This window comes from Streptomyces sp. 184 (genome assembly GCF_045781775.1).
Taxonomy (GTDB): Bacteria; Actinomycetota; Actinomycetes; order Streptomycetales; family Streptomycetaceae; genus Streptomyces.
Window position 1 is genome coordinate 588,451 of sequence record NZ_CP123230.1, and the last position, 18,301, is coordinate 606,751.

Below are 18,301 nucleotides of genomic sequence, written 5' to 3' on the forward strand. Positions count from 1 at the left end.
GTCGGTTCTCACCCAGGAGGGAAACCTTGGCCCGTCATGCTCTCTGGAGCAGCAGGACATCCCCGAGGACACGCCCGTGCAGTGGCGGATACGGGCCTCGGACGGCAAGGCGTGGGGGCCGTGGAGCTCGGAAGGGGGCGCCGGCTACTGCGAGTTCGTCTACGACACCACCGTGCCCGCGCCGCCCGTGATCTCCTCGCCCGACTACCCGGCGGACCCCGAGGGCTGGACCGACGGCGTCGGCGTCCCCGGCCGCTTCACCTTCGACGCGCCGACCGAGGAGGCGGTCAAGTACCTCTACACCATCTACGGCTCGCAGACCCGCCTGGTCGACGCCCCCGCCCCGGGCGAGCCCGTGACCATCACGTGGACGCCGGAGCGTTCGGGTGTGCACGTCGTGGAGACCCAGTCCGTGAGCAGGGCGGGCAGCACGTCGGAGCCCGCGCGATACACCATCCGGGTCAGCTCGGGCCGTACCCCGGTGGCGAGTTGGGCGCTCGGCGACGCCGCGGGCGCGGGTGAGGCGGCCCCCGCCGCCGGCGCCACACCGGCCACCGCGGGCGCGGGCGTCACCTTCGGCGCCGCGGGCCCGGAAGGCACCGCGTACGGGACGGCCGCCGCCCTCGACGGCACCCCCGACGCCTACCTCACCCCGCAGACCCCGGTCGCGGACACCTCGGAGTCCTTCGCCGTCGCCGCGTGGGCGCGGCCGGAGCCGGCGGCCGGGGACGACATGACCGTGGTGAGCCAGGACGGCGGCGCCCTCCCGGCGTCGTTCGCGCTCGGCGTACACGACGGCCGCTGGTCCCTGGCGGTCGCGGACGGGACCGCCGACCCGGCCCGGGCGACGGGCGGCCCGGCGGCGCCCGGCAAGTGGGCCCACCTCACGGCCGTGTACGACGCCCCCGCCAGGACCGCCCGCCTCTACGTCGACGGCCGCCTCGCGGCGACGGCGGAAGGCGCCACTGCCGCCCCCGACGCCGGCGACCTCCAACTGGGCCGGATGCGTACCGCCGCAGGCCACACGGGCAACTGGCACGGCCGGCTGGCGGACGTCCGCGTCTGGGACCGCGTCGTGGTCGCGGACGAGGCCGCGACGCTGGCGACCCGCAAGGCGCAGCGCACCGGCTACTGGATGCTCGACGAAGCCTCCGGCGGCACCAGCCCCGAATACACCGGCGGCTTGCCGCTCACCCTGTCCGACGGCGCGGCCGTCACCGACGCCGACCCGATCTCCGGCGCCGGCCACCTCGAACTCACCGGCAACGGCGGCTACGCCGCCACGGCCACCCCGCCCGTCGACACCACCGCCGGCTACTCGCTCGCCGCGTACGTGCGCTTCGGCGACGACCCGCCCACCCGGGACATGACCCTGTTCTCCCTCCCCGGCGACCACACCAACGCCGTCGAGGTCCGCTACGAGGCGGACACCGGAGCGTGGGAACTCGTCGTCGCCGACGCCGACACCCCGACCGCGACGCACACCGTGACGGAGATGTACGCGAACCCCTGGGGCCAGCACGTCGCCGTCGTCCACGACGACCCCGCCGACCGCATCCGCCTCTACACCGACGGCGCCTTCGCCGCCGACCTCCCCCTCCCCGACTCCGCCACCTGGCCCGCCACCACCGGCCTCCAACTCGGCCGCGCCCGCACAGCCACCGGCTGGACCGACCCCATGACCGCCGCGATCGACGAAGTCCGCACCTACACCGGAGCGCTCTCCGAGGAGCACCTGGCCCTGATCAGCAGCCCCTGGACGAACCCGGACCTCTGACCCCACTCGCCCGAGCGGCCCCCTCCCACCTGGGGAGGGGGCCGCGCCCCGCCCGCCAGCCGATATCCGCTCGGGGGCACCCGGAGGTCCGGGCTATGCTGGCCGGGCGGGCCGCTAGCTCAATTGGCAGAGCACCGGACTTTTAATCCGTTGGTTGTGGGTTCGAGTCCCACGCGGCCTACTTCTCAAGGCCAGGTCAGGCGGCATCGGACCTGGCCTTGACGCCTCCCTGGGGCCCGTGGAGATCGATAGCTGGCCCGCTGCTGGCCCGAAGGAAAGCTGATCTAGCCCCGCCCCGACGTCACCCAACGCGCACGGAACGGCCCCGGGAGCGGATGCGCACGCTCCAGGGGGCCGTCCTCGCCCGCGCTTCGAGGGCGCGCGGAGGAGCCGATACCCAACCTGACCCGGGGCGCGGGGCGGCGGTGTCGGGGAGCGGGCGACGTGCCGTTTCGTGAGTACGGGTACTCATGCCGGCGGAAGCTGCGGGGAGGACACTCCCCGCATGGGACTGCTGCTGCACTGGCTCCTTGACATCGCACTGGGCAAGGCGCTGCTGCTGTGGACACAGCTCTGCGCGATGGTCTCCTTCTACTGCCTGCTCAGCATCGGCTGGCGGTACAAGCAGCGCACTCCTCCGAGCTGGCGGAAGCTCCTCGCCTGGCGGGCGGGGCTGGCTGTCGGCGCCGCGGCGCTGCTTGCGACGCCCCCGCTGGTCATCTGGTTCGGGATCACGCACGGCTTCTGGATCACCGTGACCGTTCAGGCGGCCCTGTGCTGCCTACCGCTCGCCTTCCCCGTGCGCGCCGCCTGGCGCCGCCGCCCGTGGCGACCCCCCGAACCCGAAGTCTGCCGCCCCTGGCCCCCGCGCCCGGACCCGGACACCCCGGAACCGCCGACGCCCGCCGCGTAGCCGCGGCGGGCGCGACGCGGTCGCCGGGCTCCGCTCGCGTGCCGCTATCCGACCGGGTGGCCGGGGCTACTTGGGCGCCCCGGCCGCGCGCAGGGGCAGCGCGACCGGGGCCGATCAGGGTGTCAGGGTGGCGCGGGCGATGAGGGTGCCGATGTGGTCCCGCTTCGGGGCGCCGAGGGTGTCGACGCTGACGTCGGTGAAGCCGGCGCGCTCCAGGAGGACCCGCCACTTCCGCGGGGTGTAGCTGTAGCGGTAGGTGAACACGGCCTTCCCGGCGAAGCCGCCCTTGTACGTACCCTGCGGGCCGTAGGCGCCGGGGATGGGCGGCGGCTGGGAGAAGGCGAAGACGCCGCCGGGGTTGAGGCGGCTGGCGACGAGCGGGAGCAGCTTGACCGGGTCGGTGAACCACGCGGCGCCGAAGATGGAGTACACCGCGTCCCAGAACTGCGTGATGGAAGCACGGGTCGAGCCGCACCCTTCCGACTACCCGACCTCCCCAGCGAAGATCGCCGTCTCCGATTCGAAACTGGGCGACATCTCGATCTGCACGTAGCTCTCGTCCCCCGGTAGTTCGCACCCCGTGGGCACGTCCATCGGGCGGGCCGTCGCCGCGGCGCCGTGCCCCGGCGCCCGCCCGGCGTCACCGCGGGGTGACCACCACCGTCACCGTGCGGTTCTTCGCGTCCTGTGCGTACGGGGCCTCCCGCTGGTCCGCGCTCGACGTCGTGAAGTCCGTCAGCGGTCTGCCGCTCGACGCGCTGAGTTCGCGGGCCGCGATCAGGGCGCGCCAGAGGGCGAGCACCGAGCCGCCGCTGCGGGGGGCGTCGGGGACCGTGGCGGCGTGGCCGTGGATGGCGACGCGGGCGTCCAGCGCGGTCAGGCGCTCGCCGAGGGCGGTGAGGCTGGCGGCGCCTTCCGGGGTCAGTTCGGCGCCTTCGGAGAAGACGCCCTCGGTGAAGGCCACCTCCACGGACCCGCCGCGCACTTGGGGTCGCAGGCCCGGGGAGCCGAGCGTCCGGGCCAGGTCCCGGGCCGCGGCTTCGCGGCGGGAGTCCTCCCGGGCGCGGGCCGACTGCTCCGCCGCCGCCAGTTCTTCCCGTACGCGCTGCTCGATCTGCTGCTCCGAGGCCGCCACCGGCTGTGTACGCGACGGCCCCGACGGCTCGTCGTCGACCAGCGCCACCGCGCCCGTCGCCACCACCGCCACCGCGCACACCGCCGCCACCACCGCCGTACGGGTCCGGTGGCGGGCCAGGGACGCCCGTGGGCCGGTGCCGTCGAGGCGGGCGATGCGGGCGAGGCCGGCCGCGGCGGACGGGTCGTCGGGGTGGCGGGTCCGGACGCGGCGCCAGTAGGTGGCCGCCGCGTCGAGTTCGCCGCGCTGGGCGTGGACGCGGGCGAACAGGTCCAGCACGTCCGGGCGTTCGGCCACCGAGCGGGCGTCGCGGGTCTCCGCGGCGCGCAGCAGCCGCAGTGCGTCGTCCAGGTCGCCGGCCCGCGCCGCGGTGCGCACGCGCGCCACCAGCAGCGCCGCCCGCAGCGTCCCCGCCGCCCCGTGCCCGGGCCCGTTCCCGGGGTCAGGCGCCGAAGTCGTCCCCGCCCCGCCCCCCGGTCCCGACGCCGTCCCCGCCGCGGCCACCGGCAGTCCCGAACCCGCCGCCGCCGTACCGTCCCCCGGCCCCGAACCCGGCCCCGAATCCGCTCCCGTACCACCCCGTGCCCCCGTCGTGTCCGTGCTCACCTGACCCCGCCCTCCTTGCCGATCTCGCCCATGGCCTCCGGCGGCAGCAGCCGCCGCAGCCGCTGGTTGACCCCCGGGAGCGCCGCGCGGTCCCCCGCGGCCATGGCCTGCTTGCCGTCGCGGATCGCGGCGTCCGCCTGGCTGCGCGGATGCATCTGGTCGCGCATCTCGGTCAGCGCGTTGAAGACCACGAAGTCCCACTCGTCCGTGCGCCGCAGCAGCTCCACCTGGAACTCCTCGGCCCGCTTCAGCAGCCGCCGCAGGTCGGCCGGCGTGGCGTTCTCGCCGAGGGCGCTCGCGCGGGCGCGCAGGCTCTCCAGCTCCTGCCGGTCGGACGGGGTGCCGCCGACCTGCGTGATGATCTCCTCGCACGACCCGAGCACGTCCCACAGCCGCCGTTCGAGGGCGGGGATCTCGATGGCCGCCTCGATGTCGTCCAGTTCGGCGTCCAGGTCGCGCATCCGGCGTTCGCTGGTCACCGCCGCCCCCGTGTCGACGCCCGCGGCGTCCACCTCCCTGCCGAGCTGTGCGAGGGGCCGGTGTTCCTCCAGCTTCTCCAGCCGGGCCCTGGCCTGCTCCGCGTGCTCGGCCTCCGCGTCGTCCTTGAGGCTGCGTACGCGCTGCTCCAGGCGCCGCAGCCGGTCGGCCAGCTCGCGCTGCCCGGGTGCGAGCAGTTCCGTGCGGTTGATCCTCGCCTCGAACTGCTGCTGGAGCAGCGGGATATGGGCGGTGACCAGGGCCTCCCGGCTGCTCGCCGCCATCTCGAACGTCACCTCGACCTCGCTCTGGGCCGGCAGGTCGATTCGGACGTCGCGCGGCCGGATTTCCATCAGCCCCACCCGGGTGTTGCGCTCGGCGCGCGCCCGTTCGCCCTCCAGCAGCGGGATACGGATCACCGCGTCCGGCTCCGAGCGGTGCAGCGGGATCGTGGTCCGGTAGATCTTCGTCACCATGGCCGGCAGCGTCGTGCCCTTGCGGAGCAGCGGGTCGAACGAGCCGTCGGCCCGGCCGATCCCGAGGGTGCCCGTCAGCACCGCCTCGCCGGGGACGACCTTCGCGTGCGTGATCGCCAGCGTGTCGCCGGTGAGCTTCTGCCGGACGCCGGAGGCGTCGGTCAGTTCTACGGTGAAGCGGGACGTGGCGCCGGCCGTGACGGCGACCTCGGTGTAGAAGGTGCCGTCCTTGCTGAGCGCGGTACGCGGCCCGCGGAACGGCGGCTGGCCTTCCGGGTTGTCGAGCACGACGGCGTAGCGGGTCCAGTCCACCGTGCTGCCGCTGGTCACCGTGCCGGACACCGGGATGTCGATGGTGTCGACGGTCTGCGTGGGGTAGGTCAGCTCGACCGCGAACTCGCCCGGGGCCGCGGCCCGCGCCTTCCTCGGCCGCCGTACGGTACGGGCGAACGCCGCGGCGCCGCGGGCCACCACCGTGGTGGGGTCCTGGCTGTGGTCGACGGCGATGCCGGGTCCGGTGTCCGGGTCGGCGAGCAGGGCGCGCAGCCCGGGGCTCAGCGTGGAGCCGCCGGCCAGCAGCAGCCGGTCGATGTGGTCGGGACGCAGCGCGCTGTCGGCCAGCGCGTCCCGGCAGAGCTTGATCGCACGGGTGTAGAAGGGCAGCGCGACATCGTCGAGCGCTCCCCGGGTCAGGGTGAACTCGAAGTTCTCCTCCCCGCCGCTGCCGTCCGCCAGATCGAAGGCCATGAGGACCTTCTCCATGCGGGACAGCGCGATCTTCGCGTTCTCCGCCTCCGCCTTGAGCTTGGCGAAGTTCTGCTGCCACCGGGGGTTGCCCCGGGTGAAGTCCGGCAGCCCGAGGTCCCGCCGGACCGCGGGCACCATCAGGTCGACCACGACCGCCCAGTCGATGAGCTTCCCGCCGAGGTACGGGTCGCCGGCGTGCTGGATCAGTTGCAGCTCGCCGTCGCGCTTGCTCATCACCGCGGCGTCGAACGTGCCGCCGCCGAGGTCGAAGACCATCCAGTGGGCCGAGTCCGAGGTGTCCTGCACGCCGTACGCGATGGCGGCGGCGGTCGGCTCCTGCACCAGCGGGCAGTGCTCGCTGAGCCCGGCCAGGGCGGCGGCCTCGGAGGTGGCGGTGTTCTGGTTGAGGGCGAAGGACGCGGGCACGGTGATCACCGCGGCGTCCGGCGCGTGCCCGGTCTCGGCCGCGGCGTCCTGCCGCAGCGACTTCAGCACCTCGGCGGACAACTGCTCCGGGGTGAGCGACAGCCCGGCGCGCTCGAACCGGCGCGACGTCCCCGCCACCCCCATTTCGAGCTTGAACTCCGCGTGGGCGTTGACCGGGTCGGCCTCGATGCGCTCCTTGGCGCGCCGGCCGACGTGGACGACGTCCGCCTTGGGGATCCAGACGGCGGAGGGGGAGTAGTCCCAGCCTTCGTTGTTCTTGACGACGCGCACGCCGCCGTCCACCGCCACCGCGATCGCGCTGTTGGTGGTGCCGAGGTCGATGCCGTAGTCGATGGTCTCGCTCACGCCGGGTTCTCCTTGGTCGTCTGGGCACCGGGTGTCTGCGGGGGTACGGGCCGGCCGACGATGACCTGGCCCATCTGGATGCGCCGGCCGCGGAAGTAGACGGTTGGCCGTACGGTCTCCAGCACGACCTCGCGGGTCAGGTCCGGGTCGTCCTGGAAGACCAGCGCCTCCAGGGAGAGGCCGGAGTCGAACGGCTCGCCGTCGTGTTCCTGGATCTCCAGCCCGTCGTCGGCGAGCGCGCTGCGGCTGGCGCGGACCTGGATACGGACCTGCCGCAGGTCGGCCGCCGACAGCGAGCCGGCGTCCCGGTCGAGCTTGCGCAGCGCCCGCCAGATGCCGGTGGCCGCGCCCACCAGGGCGTTGGCACCGGCGCCGGTGCCGGCGGGGTCGTCGGCGGCTTCGGCCCCCGCCTCGCCGGCCCCGGCGGCGGCTCTCGCCGCGGCTTCCGCTGCCTCGACCTCCGCCAGGACGTCCGCGACCCACGCCCGCCCGGCCGGGTCGAGCTGCGGCGGCGGGACGCGGAACTCCGGCGGCTGGCGCCACTGTCCGAGCGCGGCGCGCAGCCGCCTCCTCGCCCGGTGGCCGGCGTGCTGTGTCATCGGAGCCCTTCCTCCGTCGGCGTACGAGTTCATGACGCGAACATGCCGGCGAGGACGAACCCGCCGACGATGATGCCGATCGCCCAGGCCGGTCCCGCCGTGAGCCCTCCGACGACCCCGCCGCCGATCGTCAGCAGCAGCCAGACGCACGAGAAGCACTCGCTGGGCTTGAGCTTCGAGGTCGCCCCCGGGCGCGCGAGGCCGTACCGGACGGCCGTCAGGTTCTGGTCGATCTGGGCCCGGTCGCGCTGCGGGGCGATCTTGCTCGCGGCCTCCATCACCTCGATCAGCCTGCTTCGGTACGGCTTTTGCAGGCCCGCCTCGCAGGTCCCGAGAGTGACGTTGTTGAGGGCCACGGCGACGGTGTGCGCCAGCTCCTCGTACCGCGACTGCGAGACGTACCGCTCCAGCGGCTCCAACTCCGCGTACGCGGGCAGCACCCGCTCCTCCAGGGCCGCCAGGGCGTCCGCGTGCTGCCCCGCCTCGTGCCGCTCACCGGCGGTCCGCAGCGCGTCGTTCAGCCGGTCGACCGCCTCCTCGACGGCCGCCTCGAAGACGTCGGGGAGCCGGCTCGCGAAGACCGCGTGCTTCGCCCAGTCGGTGCTGATCGGCGTCAGCCGCTGCCGGCGTGCGCGGTCGCCGGCGAGTTCGGCCAGCGGGGAGACCAGCAGCAGGGGAACCCCGTCCAGGAAGTCGTCCGGGGAGTGGTCGTCGAGCCGCGGGTCGGCCAGGGCGGCCATCCGGTCGGCGATGTGGCCGCGGAGGTCGGCGGAGGCCAGCAGCCGCGCCCAGCAGGCTGCCGCGTCGCACCAGAACAGGGCCCGTTCTGCCGCCGGCAGGTCGAGGCCGCCGGTCTCGCCCTCGATCGCCCTGCTGTGCACGCGTACGGCCTGGTCGTGCCACTCGTGCGTCTCGGGGGCGCAGCCGCAGCCCAGGTCGGCGTCCCGCCAGTACCACGTCAGCTCGTCCACGAGCCGGCGCCGCGGGTCCTGGAACTCCTCGAAGGCGAGCCGCACCTCGTCCTTGCGGTAGCCGCCCCGCACGGGCGAGTCGGCGTCGCCCGGCCAGGTCTCCTCGATCGCCAGCCGGGCGTCCACGCGCTGCCGCTGCCGCCGTACCGCACGGCCCTGCGCGTCCACGGGTAGTCCGGTGACGGCGAAGATGTTCCTGCGGTACAGCCGCAGACCCGCCAGGTCCGCGAAGCGGGCCGGGGACTCCTTCACAGGACCACTCCTCTACGCCAGGTGGTGAGCCGGTTCAGATGCCGCTCCCGCAGGCGGGGGTGGCGGTCGACGGCTTCTTCGAGTTGGTCGGCCGCGTCGGCGAGGCGGCCGGGGACGCGGGAGAGCGCGAGGGCGGCGCGTACGAGTTCGTCCGCGGACGGCTCCGCGGCCCGGGGCGCCGTGGTCCGCGGCTCCGCCGGCTGCTCCGGCGCCAGGGCGCGTTCGGCGACCTCGCGCATCGGCGGCCGGCCGGCCGGGTCGACGCGCAGCATGTCCGCGACCAGGCCGTCCAGCTCCCGCCCGGCGTCGTCGTTGAAGTCGCCCGGCGGCCGCAGCGGGTGCTCGAACCGCTCCGGCGAGAACGCCCGCACCGGGTCGCCGGCGTCGTACGGGAAGCAGTTGGTGAGCAGGTAGTACACGATCGTGCCCAGCGCCCACACGTCCCCGGCGGCGGAGTAGCCGCGACCGCGGATGAGCACCTCGGGCGGCATGTACGCGACCGTGCCCTGGGCGCTGGCCGCCCGCGTCACCGGGTCGGTCTCGCGCGCCAGGCCGAAGTCGCTCACCTTCACCCGCAGCCCCGACTCGTCGTACGTGACGAGCACGTTGGCCAGCGTCAGGTCGCGGTGCACCACCGGCTGCCGGCGCTCGTGGGCGACGGAGAGGCCGTCGGCGGCCTGCCGCAGCACGGCGGTGACGCGGGGCACGGGGACGATGCCGGCGTGGCTCTCGACCAGCCGCTCCAGGCTGCCCCCGGCGACGTACTCCATGGTGAAGTAGCCGCGCAGGCCCTCGGTCGTGTCCACCGTGCCCGCGTCGAACACCCGGATGATGCTGGGGTGTCCGAGGGTGGACAGGATGCGCGCCTCGTCGAGCCTGCTGAAGTTGGCGCCGAGGGACGCGCCGTGCTTGAAGAGCTTGAGCGCCTGCCAGCCGAGGACGTGGTGGCGTACGCGGTACACCTCGGCGAACGCGCCCTCGCCCAGGCGGCGGTCGACCACCAGGCCGTCGTGGACCCGCTGCCCGCGGGCCAGCAGGGGTTCGCGCGCGCCGGTCGGGCCGCCGGTCATCCGGTATGCCGCCATCGGTGCGCTCGCCCCCCTGCCCGCTTCCGGCCTTCGGTAGCGGAGCCCCCGGGTGGACGTACGGCCGATGCCCGGCGGCCCATCGGAATCGTTGTATCGCGAGGGCCCCGGGACCCCTCCCGCACGCGGCGGCGGGCCCGGCGGCGGGCCGGGATCCGATGGGCAGCGGGCGTCCCGGCGGGCGTCCGGTAGGCGTGCGCTGGGCCGTCAGTTGGCGGGTGGTTGGCGGCGGTCCCGCTTCGGGGGGATCTGGCCGCTTGCTGCGCCCGGCGGTGCAGGTTCATGACAGCTTCGGGCCTGCCCGGGGTCGGTTTACGCGGGTAGCGTCGCCCGCGTCCGTCCGACCCCCCGACAGGACACAGGTGGCTCGCATGACGACCCGGACCACGCCCCCACCCGCTCCGGCACTCCGCGTTCACGGCCCCGCTCACCGCCCTGCCGACGGCCGCGGCCACCGCCCCGCCCGCCGGCCCCTCCGGGGGCGCCGGTGAGCGCCGTGCGCTTCCAGTTGCTCGGGCCGCTGAGCATCACCGACGGCGGCGAGACCGTCGTCCTGCACCCCTCCAAGCCCGCCAACCTGCTCGCCGCCCTGCTGCTCAACGCGGGCGCCATCGTCTCCGTCGACTACCTCCAGCGCATGGTCTGGGGCGACGAGCAGCCGGCCACCGCGCGGGCCGCGCTCCAGACGTGCGTGCTGCGGCTGCGGCGGCTCTTCGCCAAGCACGAGGTGGTGGACACCCCCATCGAGGCGGTGCCCGGCGGCTACCGGATCACCGCGGACGCGCGCTCCCTCGACCTCGTCGAGTTCCGCGAGCGGGTACGGGGCACGCAGGAGCCGGGGCTGTCCGCGGAGGCGGCGCTCGGGGCGTTGCAGGGGGCGCTGGCGCTGTGGCAGACCGGGGTGCTGGCCAACGTGCGGTCGGAGGTCATCCACCGCGACGAGGTGCCGCGGCTGCTGGAGGAGCGGCTGCGGGTCGTGGAGCGGCTGTGCGACCTGCGGCTGGAGCTGGGGCAGTGCGGGCAGGCGCTGGTGGACCTGTGGAGCGTCACCCGCGCGCACCCCGACCACGGCCGGTTCCGGGAGCAGTTGATCGAGGCGCTGTACCGCACGGGGCGGCAGACGGAGGCGCTGGCGGAGTACCGCAGGTTCAAGGCGTACCTCGCGGACGGCCTCGGCGTCGGGCCCTCGGCCGCGCTCCAGCGGCTGGAGCTGTCGATCCTGCGCGGCGAGGACCTGGGCCCGGCGGCCGAGCCGCCCGCCCGTACGGCCCTCCCGGCCGCCGCACCGGCCGCGCCCGCACCGGCTCCCGCCCCGCCCGCGCTGCCGCCGGTGCCGTGGTTCACCGGGCGGGCCGAGGCGGTGGCGACGCTGCGGCGGCGGCTGACCGCGGAGCCCGACGGCTCGGGCGCGCCGGCGGCGGAACTGGTCTGCGGCGGGCCCGGGATCGGCAAGACCGCCCTCGCCCAGCAGATGGCGCACCTCGTACGCGACCACTTCCCCGGCGGGCAGACCCTGGTCCCCATGGCGGCGCCGGACGGCTCGCCGCGCGGCGCCGCGGAGGTCGTCGGCGAACTCGCCGGGCGGCTGGGGACGGCGGACGCCGGCGCGGGGGAACGGGCGCTGCTGGTCCTGGACGACGTGGTCGACGCCGCGCAGGCGCGCGACGTACTGGCCGCCGTGCCCGGGCACGGGGTGCTGATCACCAGCCGGCTGGGCCTCGCCGGGCTGGTCGCCACCCACGGCGTACGGGTCCACCGCCTCGGCGCGCTCCCCGCCGCGGAGGCGCGGGAGTTGCTGACGGAGGTGCTGGGCGCGGAGCGGGTGGCCGAGGAGCCGGGCGGCGCGGAGGAGCTGGCCGAGGTGTGCGGCCACCACCCGCTGGCCCTGGTGATCGCCGCCGCCCGGCTCGGCACCCGGCCGGCGCTGCGGCTCGGCGACTGCGCCCGCTGGCTGGCCGACGACCCGCTGGGCCGGCTGTCGCTCAGCGGCCACCCGCGGATGTCGGTGGTCGACCTGTTCGACGCCGCTCTGGACCGGCTCGGCCCCGAACTCGCCGGGGCGTACGTCGCGCTCGGCGCGATCGAGGAGCCCGGCTGGGACGCGGCGGACTGCGCCGCCGTGCTCGGGCGGCCGGCCGCGGAGTGCGAGGCGGTCCTCGAACGGCTCGCGGACGCGGGCCTGCTGGAGGACGGACCGCCGGGCCCGTACCACCCGCATCCGCTGCTGCGGCTGCACACGCGGCTGGTGGCGGGCCGCGGCGGCGGGCCGGACGAGGGCGCCGGGCCGGGCGGCGGCGCCGGGCCGGGGCGGGCCGCTCGGCCGGACCGGTCCGCCCGGGCCGGCCCCGCCGCCATGGCGGGCCCGGCCGCCACGACCAGCCTTGCCGGCCCCGCCGGCCAGACCGGCCCCGCCGCTCAGCCCAGTCGGTCGACCCAGTCGAACCGGACCAGTCAGCCGAGACAGAAGGTGTGAGAGGGATGCCACGAGCGTTCGACGACCTCGCCGGGATGCGGCCCAGGCTGCGCCGGGACGTGCTGTTCACCCAGACCCCCGGAGGCGTGCTCTTCCACAACGCGGACGGCGGCTTCCACCTGGCCGGCCGCACGGCGTACCGCTTCGCGTCCCTGATCGTGCCGCACCTCGACGGCAGCCGCCCGCTCACCGACATCTGCGCCGGACTCGGCGCCCCGCAGCGGGCGATGGTCGCGGAGCTGGTCGGCTCGCTGGTCGAGCGGGACTTCGCCCGCGACGCCGCGCCCGCCGTGGAGCCGGGCCCGCCGGCCGCGGTCGCGGAGCGGTTCGCCGCGCAGATCGCTTACGTCGACCACTACGTGGACGAGGCCGCGGCCCGCTTCGTGCGCTTCCGGCAGACGCGGGTGGCGGTGCTGGGTACGGGCGAGGCGGCCCGCTGGTGCGTGCTGGGCCTGCTCCGCAACGGGCTCGCCGAAGTCGCCGCGGAGGAGCGGACGAAGGCGGCGCTCGCCGAGGCCGACGAGCTGACCGCCGCCGGTTCCCCGGCCGCGCTCAGCCCGGTGGACGCCGGGGCGCTCTCCTCGTACCAGGTGCTCGTCGTGACCGGCGCCGACGCCGCCGCCCGCACCCACGCCCTGCTGCGCGACGGCCTCGCCGAAGGCCAGCTCCTCATCCCCGCCTGGACGTTCGGGGACCGCGTCGTCGTCGGCCCCCGCTCCGGCGGGCTGACCGCCGGCTGCCTCGGCTGCGCCCTGCTGCGGCTCGGCGACACCACCGACCCGGCGGGCGCCGCCGCGCTGCTCGCGGAGCTGGCCGGGGTGGCGGAGCCGGCCGCCGCGCCCGCGGGCGGGGCGCTGGCCGGGCCGGTCGCGGCGATGATCGGCAACCTGCTCGCGTACGAGGTCTTCCGCACCGCCACCGGCGCGCTGCCCGCCGAGACCGAGGGCCAGGTGCTCATCCAGGACCTGGACTCCCTCGACGTCGTCGCCGAGCCGCTGCGACCGCACCCGCGCTGCCCGCGCTGCGCCGGCCCGGCCGCGGGGGCCGGGGCTGGCGCCTCGGGGCTGCGGCCGGAGGAGCTGACGGTCGCGCCGACGGTGACGGTGGAGACGGCCCGCGACGCGGAGGAACTGGTCGCCGGCCTCAACCGGCTCGGCGACGCGCTGATCCGCCCGCACGTCGGCGTCTTCACCCGCTACCGCGACGAGGAGCTGACCCAGACCCCGCTGAAGGTCTCCCGCGTCGAGGTGCCGCTCGCCGCGGGCCCGCGGCTGGTGGCGGCGTACGACGTGCACCACCTGGCGGGCGCCCGGCTGCGCGGGCTGCGCACGGCGGCCACGCTGTACGCGGAGCACGCCGCGCCCGTACGGCCGCTGCCCGGACTCCCGGCGCGGATGCGGCGGCTGGGCCCCGAGGCGCTGGTCGCCGACGGCGGTACGGGGGTCACGGCGGACGGGGTGACGTCCTGGGCCCGGGTGACGTCGCTGCTGACGAAGGACGAGGTCGCCGTGCCTGCGGCGGCGTTGTGCCCCACGGGGGCGGCCAACCGCGACGGGCTTGTGTTGCGGGGGGCCTGGGGTACGGGGGCGGGGGAGTGCGCGGGCGAGGCGGCGGGGCACGCCCTGCTGTCGGCGCTGGCGCACGAGGCGTTGCTGCGCGCGGTTCGGGATGGTCACGGGGCTACCCCGGTCCGCGCGCAGACAACGGCCGATGACCCGGAGTGGGTCTTCCTGGAGCGCTCGGCGGAGACGCTGGGCGTGGCGGTGGAGCTGCTGGACCTGGGGGAGTCCGAACGCAGCGGGGTGTCGGTGGCGCTGGCCCGGGAGCCGGGCGTGGCCGCCCGGTGGGCGGCGGGGGCGGCGCTGACGCCGACGGGGGCCGCGGTGGCGGCGCTGCGGGACCTGCTGGGGCAGGTGCAGTCGTGCGCGGAGACGGGGGAGGCGCCGGACACGGGCGGCGAGTTGCTGCCGGACCTGGCGCCGGGCGCGATACGGCTCTCGGAGTCGCCGGACGCCGCGGGCGGCGCGGCGGTGACGTTCCCGGTGGTGCTGGAGCGGCTGCGCGCGGCGGGCCGCGACGTGCTGTGGCGCGACACCACGCCGGTCGACCTCCGGTCGGCCGGCCTGCACACCGCCCGGGTCCTGCTCACCACGGAGGGCCCCGGTGCCGACCGCTGACCCCGAGGCCCCCGAGGCGCCCGCAGCGACCGCAGCCCCCGAGGCGCCACCGGCCACAAGCCCGTGGCACACGGCGAGCGCCGCGCTGGCGGCGGAGCTGCGGGCCCACCTGGCGACGCTGCTCGCGGCGCCGCCGCCGGTGGACGTGGCGCCGCTGGGCCTGTCGAACGCCTTCGCCGGGCAGTCAGGTCAGCCAGGTCAGCCGGGTCAGCCGGGTCAGCCGGGTCGTACGGACCGCTCAGCCGTGCCCGTACGGATCTACGGACGCCACGCCGTCGTCGGACCGCTCCCCGGGACCGGGCGCGGGACCGGTGCGCGCGGTTGCGCGCGGTGCCTGGAGCGGCGGTGGCAGGCCGCGCGGTCGCGGCAGTTGCGGGAGGCGGTCGAGCTGGGGTCGGGGACCGCCGCCGCGGGGGTGCCGCCGCAGTGGACGCCGTTCGCGGTCGCGGCGCTCGCCGGTGTCGTCGCCGCCGCGGTCGCCGGTGCGGACTCCGGCACCGGCACCGGCACCGGTGCGGTCGGTGCCCGGCGGGCCGGCGGCTTCCGCGACGTCCACCAGCTCGACCTCGCCGACCTCACCGTCCGCCGCTACCCCCTCGTCCCCGACCCCGAGTGCCCCGACTGCGGCCCCCGCGAGCGCGACTCCGCCGACGCCGCCGTCCTCGCCCTCGACCCGTCGCCCAAGTACCGCCCCGGCGCGTTCCGCACCCGGTCGCTCGCGGACTACGACCTGCCGACCGAGGCGTTCGCCAACCCCGTCTGCGGTGCCCTCGGCCCCACCGTCGTCCTCGACGTCTCCTCCACCTCCACCTCCGCCACCATCGGCTGCTTCTCGCTCCGCTCCGGCGACTACCTCCGCGAGACCTTCTGGGGCGGCCACGCCGACACCTTCCGCGACAGCCTGCGCATCGGCGTCCTGGAGGGCCTGGAGCGCTACGCCGGCATGCGCCCCCGCGCCCGCGCGACCACCGTGCGCGCCAGCCTCGACCAGCTCACCGCCGACGGCCGCCCCGCCCTCGACCCGCGCCGCTGCGGGCTCTACGCCCCCGGGTTCCACCGGGCCACGGGCATCGCCCCGTTCACGCCCGAGCGCGAGATCTCCTGGGTCTGGGGCCACTCCCTCACCGAGAGCCGCCCGCTGCTCGTGCCCGAGGTGCTGACGTACTACCACACCCCCGGCCTCGCCGACCGGTTCGTCCAGGAGAGCAGCAACGGCTGCGCCTCCGGCGGCTCCGCCGCCGAGGCCGTCTACTACGGCCTCATGGAGGTCGTCGAGCGCGACGCCTTCCTCCTCGCCTGGTACGGGCAGCAGCCGCTCACCGAGCTGGACCCGGCCTCCGCGACCCGCCCCGCCACCCGGCAGATGGTCGCGCGGCTGGAGATGTACGGCTACCGCGCCCGGTTCTTCGACGCCGCGCTGACCTTCCCCATCCCCGTCGTCACCGGCGTCGCCGAGCGCCACGACGGCGGGCCCGGCCGGATGTGCTTCGGCGCCGGCGCCGGGCTCGACCCCGAGGCGGCGCTCGCCTCCGCGCTGGACGAGATCGCCACCGACGCCGTCAACCTCGCCGGCCGTACGGAGCGCGAGGAGACCCGGCTGCGGGCGATGGCCGCCGACTTCGACAAGGTCGCCGCCCTCCACGACCACCCGCTCGTCTACGGCCTGCCGGAGATGGCGCGGTACGCCGACTTCCTGCTCAAGCCGCGTCGGCGCCCGGTGCCCCTGCGGGAGCGGTACGGCGCCGGGCGCACCCTGCCCGTCTCCGACGACCTCGCCGAGGACGCCGCGACGTGCGTGGCGGCGGTCGCCGAGGCCGGGTTCGAGGTCGTCGTCGTCGACCAGACCCTGCCCGAGCAGCGGGAGCTGGGGCTGTGGACGGTCAGCGTGCTCGTACCGGGGCTGCTGCCCATCGACTTCGGCTGGACCCGGCAGCGGGCGCTGGGGATGCCCCGGCTGCGCACCGGACTGCGCGAGGCCGGGCTGCGCGACCACGACCTCACCGACGCCGAGCTGAACCCCGCGCCGCACCCCTTTCCCTGACGACGACACACGAGTCCGCTGACGAGGCCACCACCCGCAGAAGGAGCAGACGATGGGATACGCCCACGGATACGCGACCGCGATCATGCATCGCGGCCGGGTGCCCATGGAGCCGGTGGACTTCGTGCCCGACTGGGCGGACGGTCCCCGCAAGACCAAGCACTACCCGGGCACGGACCGGCTGCCGCTGACCGACGGCCCCGCTTACCCGGCGTCGGCCACCGTCGAGCGGGGGCTGCTGTCCCCGGCGGGCGGCGGCGGGCCCGCGTTCGACCTCGGGCTGCTCGGCGGGCTGCTGCGGGACTCGTACGGGCTGGTGGGCCGGCGCCTCGGCGTGCAGGCCAACACGGACCTGAACGCCCTGCCGTTCTACCCGCTGGCCAACTGGTCGCGCGGCACCGCCTCCGGCGGCGGCCTCTACCCCGTCTCCGTCTACTGGGTCAGCGGCGCCTCCGCGCCCGTACCGCCCGGCGTGCACTACTACTCCGCCCGCCACCACGCCCTGCGCCGGCTGCTCACCGGCGATGTCACGGGTGTCGTACGGGAGGCGCTGGGGGAGGGGGCGCCGGGGGCGGAGACGGACCAGTACCTGGTGCTGGGCGTGAAGTACTGGCAGAACTCCTTCAAGTACAACAGCTTCTCCTTCCACGCGGTGAGCATGGACGTGGGCGCGCTGCTCGGCACGTGGCGGACGTGGGCCGGGGCGCGGGGGACCGCGCTGGAGCCGGCGCTGTGGTTCGACGAGGAGCGGCTGGCGCGGCTGCTGGGGGTCGCGGGCGGGGCGGAGGGCATCTTCGCCGTCGTCCCGCTGCCCTGGGCGGGGTACGGGGCCGCAGCGGGGCCCGGGGACGGGGGTGGGACGGGGTCCGGGCAGACCGGTACCGGGAACGGGGTCGCGGCCGGCGCCCCCGCCGCGGCACCCGCGGCACCCGCGGCACCCGCGGCACCCGCGGTCCCCGTGCCCGTCGTGCCGCCCGAGGTCTCCGTCCGCCACCGCGACGTCGAACGCTCCCGCACCGTCCTCACCTTCGACTCCCTCACCTCCATGCACCGGGCCACCGCAGCCGACGCCGCCGCCCGCCCTGCCCCCGGCGCGCTCGCCGCCGCCGAGGCCGCCGCCCCCGCCCCGCGGCGGCCCGAGACGCCGCTGCCCGGGCGGGCGCCGCTGGCCCGGGACGTACGCGCGGCGCTGCGCGCGCGGCGGAGCAGCTTCGGCCGGTTCGCGGCCGAACGGCCGCTGGACGGCGGCCATCTGACGGCCTGTCTGGCCGCCGCCGCGGGCGGCTCGCGGCTCGGCGGGGACGCGGCGGCGGCCGGCGCGGACGGGCTGGTGAAGCTGTACGCGCTGGTCAACCACGTGTCCGGGGTGGCGCCCGGCACGTACGAGTACGTGCCGGGGGACGAGCCGGGCGCGCTGCGGTGCGTCTCGGACGAGCCGCCGGGCGCGTTCCTCCAGGAGAACTACTTCCTCGCCAACTACAACCTGGAGCAGGCCGGCGCCGTCCTCGTGCCCACCGTCCGCACGCACAGCGTGCTCGACGCGGTCGGCGACCGCGGCTACCGCCTGGTCAACGCGCTGATCGGCGGCGTCGCCCAGGCCACGTACACCGCCGCGGCGGCGCTCGGCGTCGGCTGCGGGGTGGCGCTGGGCTTCGACAACATCGCCTACCGCGAGCGGTTCGAACTGCTGGAGACCGACGAGATGCCGCTGCTGATCATGATGCTGGGCCACGAGCGGCGCGGCGCCTCCGACTTCCGCTTCGAGATCGCCTGAGGGGGC

The 18,301-nt window shown here is 75.9% G+C and carries 11 protein-coding genes, 1 tRNA gene and 1 pseudogene; 7 read left to right on the forward strand and 6 right to left on the reverse strand.

Annotated elements, in window-relative coordinates:
• The first annotated feature begins 76 nt into the window (after positions 1-76).
• The 3 genes from QBL21_RS02490 (at position 77) to QBL21_RS02500 (ending at position 2,690) form a co-directional block, all read left to right on the forward strand.
• On the forward strand, positions 77-1,777 hold the full coding sequence (locus QBL21_RS02490; RefSeq protein WP_407560307.1) for a LamG-like jellyroll fold domain-containing protein: 1,701 nt from the start codon (positions 77-79) through the stop codon (positions 1,775-1,777).
• A 108-nt stretch (positions 1,778-1,885) separates the two neighbouring features.
• A tRNA-Lys gene (locus QBL21_RS02495) sits at positions 1,886-1,958 on the forward strand.
• Between the two features lie 324 nt (positions 1,959-2,282).
• Positions 2,283-2,690 carry a hypothetical protein gene (locus tag QBL21_RS02500; RefSeq protein ID WP_407560308.1) on the forward strand — a complete coding sequence of 136 codons (408 nt, stop codon included), beginning with the start codon at positions 2,283-2,285 and terminating at the stop codon, positions 2,688-2,690.
• A 114-nt stretch (positions 2,691-2,804) separates the two neighbouring features.
• Here the strand turns inward: QBL21_RS02500 and QBL21_RS02505 are convergent.
• From QBL21_RS02505 to QBL21_RS02530, 6 genes and pseudogenes are all read right to left on the reverse strand, one after another.
• A pseudogene (locus QBL21_RS02505) lies at positions 2,805-3,137 on the reverse strand (SAM-dependent methyltransferase); the annotation flags it as partial.
• Positions 3,138-3,330: 193 nt separating this feature from the next.
• Positions 3,331-4,431 (reverse strand): tetratricopeptide repeat protein, encoded by a 1,101-nt coding sequence (locus QBL21_RS02510; RefSeq protein ID WP_407560309.1) that lies wholly within the window; start codon positions 4,429-4,431, stop codon positions 3,331-3,333.
• Positions 4,428-6,923 (reverse strand): Hsp70 family protein, encoded by a 2,496-nt coding sequence (locus QBL21_RS02515; RefSeq protein ID WP_407560310.1) that lies wholly within the window; start codon positions 6,921-6,923, stop codon positions 4,428-4,430. The genes QBL21_RS02510 and QBL21_RS02515 overlap by 4 nt, the downstream gene beginning before the upstream one ends.
• The gene (locus QBL21_RS02520) at positions 6,920-7,522 is read right to left on the reverse strand and encodes a hypothetical protein (RefSeq protein WP_407560311.1); all 603 of its coding nucleotides are present in this window, start codon (positions 7,520-7,522) and stop codon (positions 6,920-6,922) included. Before QBL21_RS02520 ends, QBL21_RS02515 begins: the two co-directional genes overlap by 4 nt.
• 29 nt (positions 7,523-7,551) lie before the next feature.
• Positions 7,552-8,745, reverse strand: a complete 1,194-nt coding sequence (locus tag QBL21_RS02525; protein WP_407560312.1) for a hypothetical protein — start codon at positions 8,743-8,745, stop codon at positions 7,552-7,554.
• A complete protein-coding gene (locus tag QBL21_RS02530; RefSeq protein WP_407560313.1) occupies positions 8,742-9,830 on the reverse strand; it encodes a serine/threonine-protein kinase in 1,089 nt (362 codons plus the stop codon). The genes QBL21_RS02525 and QBL21_RS02530 overlap by 4 nt, the downstream gene beginning before the upstream one ends.
• Positions 9,831-10,326: 496 nt before the next feature.
• Between QBL21_RS02530 and QBL21_RS02535 the strand changes: the two genes are divergently transcribed.
• The 4 genes from QBL21_RS02535 to QBL21_RS02550 are packed head-to-tail and all read left to right on the forward strand — an operon-like array spanning position 10,327 to position 18,295.
• Entirely contained in the window at positions 10,327-12,303 is a 1,977-nt protein-coding gene (locus QBL21_RS02535) for a BTAD domain-containing putative transcriptional regulator (protein ID WP_407566279.1), read from the forward strand.
• Between the two features lie 5 nt (positions 12,304-12,308).
• Positions 12,309-14,480 carry a TOMM precursor leader peptide-binding protein gene (locus QBL21_RS02540; protein WP_407560314.1) on the forward strand — a complete coding sequence of 724 codons (2,172 nt, stop codon included), beginning with the start codon at positions 12,309-12,311 and terminating at the stop codon, positions 14,478-14,480.
• A complete protein-coding gene (locus QBL21_RS02545; protein ID WP_407560315.1) occupies positions 14,467-16,521 on the forward strand; it encodes a TOMM precursor leader peptide-binding protein in 2,055 nt (684 codons plus the stop codon). Before QBL21_RS02540 ends, QBL21_RS02545 begins: the two co-directional genes overlap by 14 nt.
• A gap of 52 nt (positions 16,522-16,573) precedes the next feature.
• Complete coding sequence (locus QBL21_RS02550; RefSeq protein WP_407560316.1) at positions 16,574-18,295, forward strand: nitroreductase family protein; 1,722 nt, start codon at positions 16,574-16,576, stop codon at positions 18,293-18,295.
• Positions 18,296-18,301 lie beyond the last annotated feature (6 nt).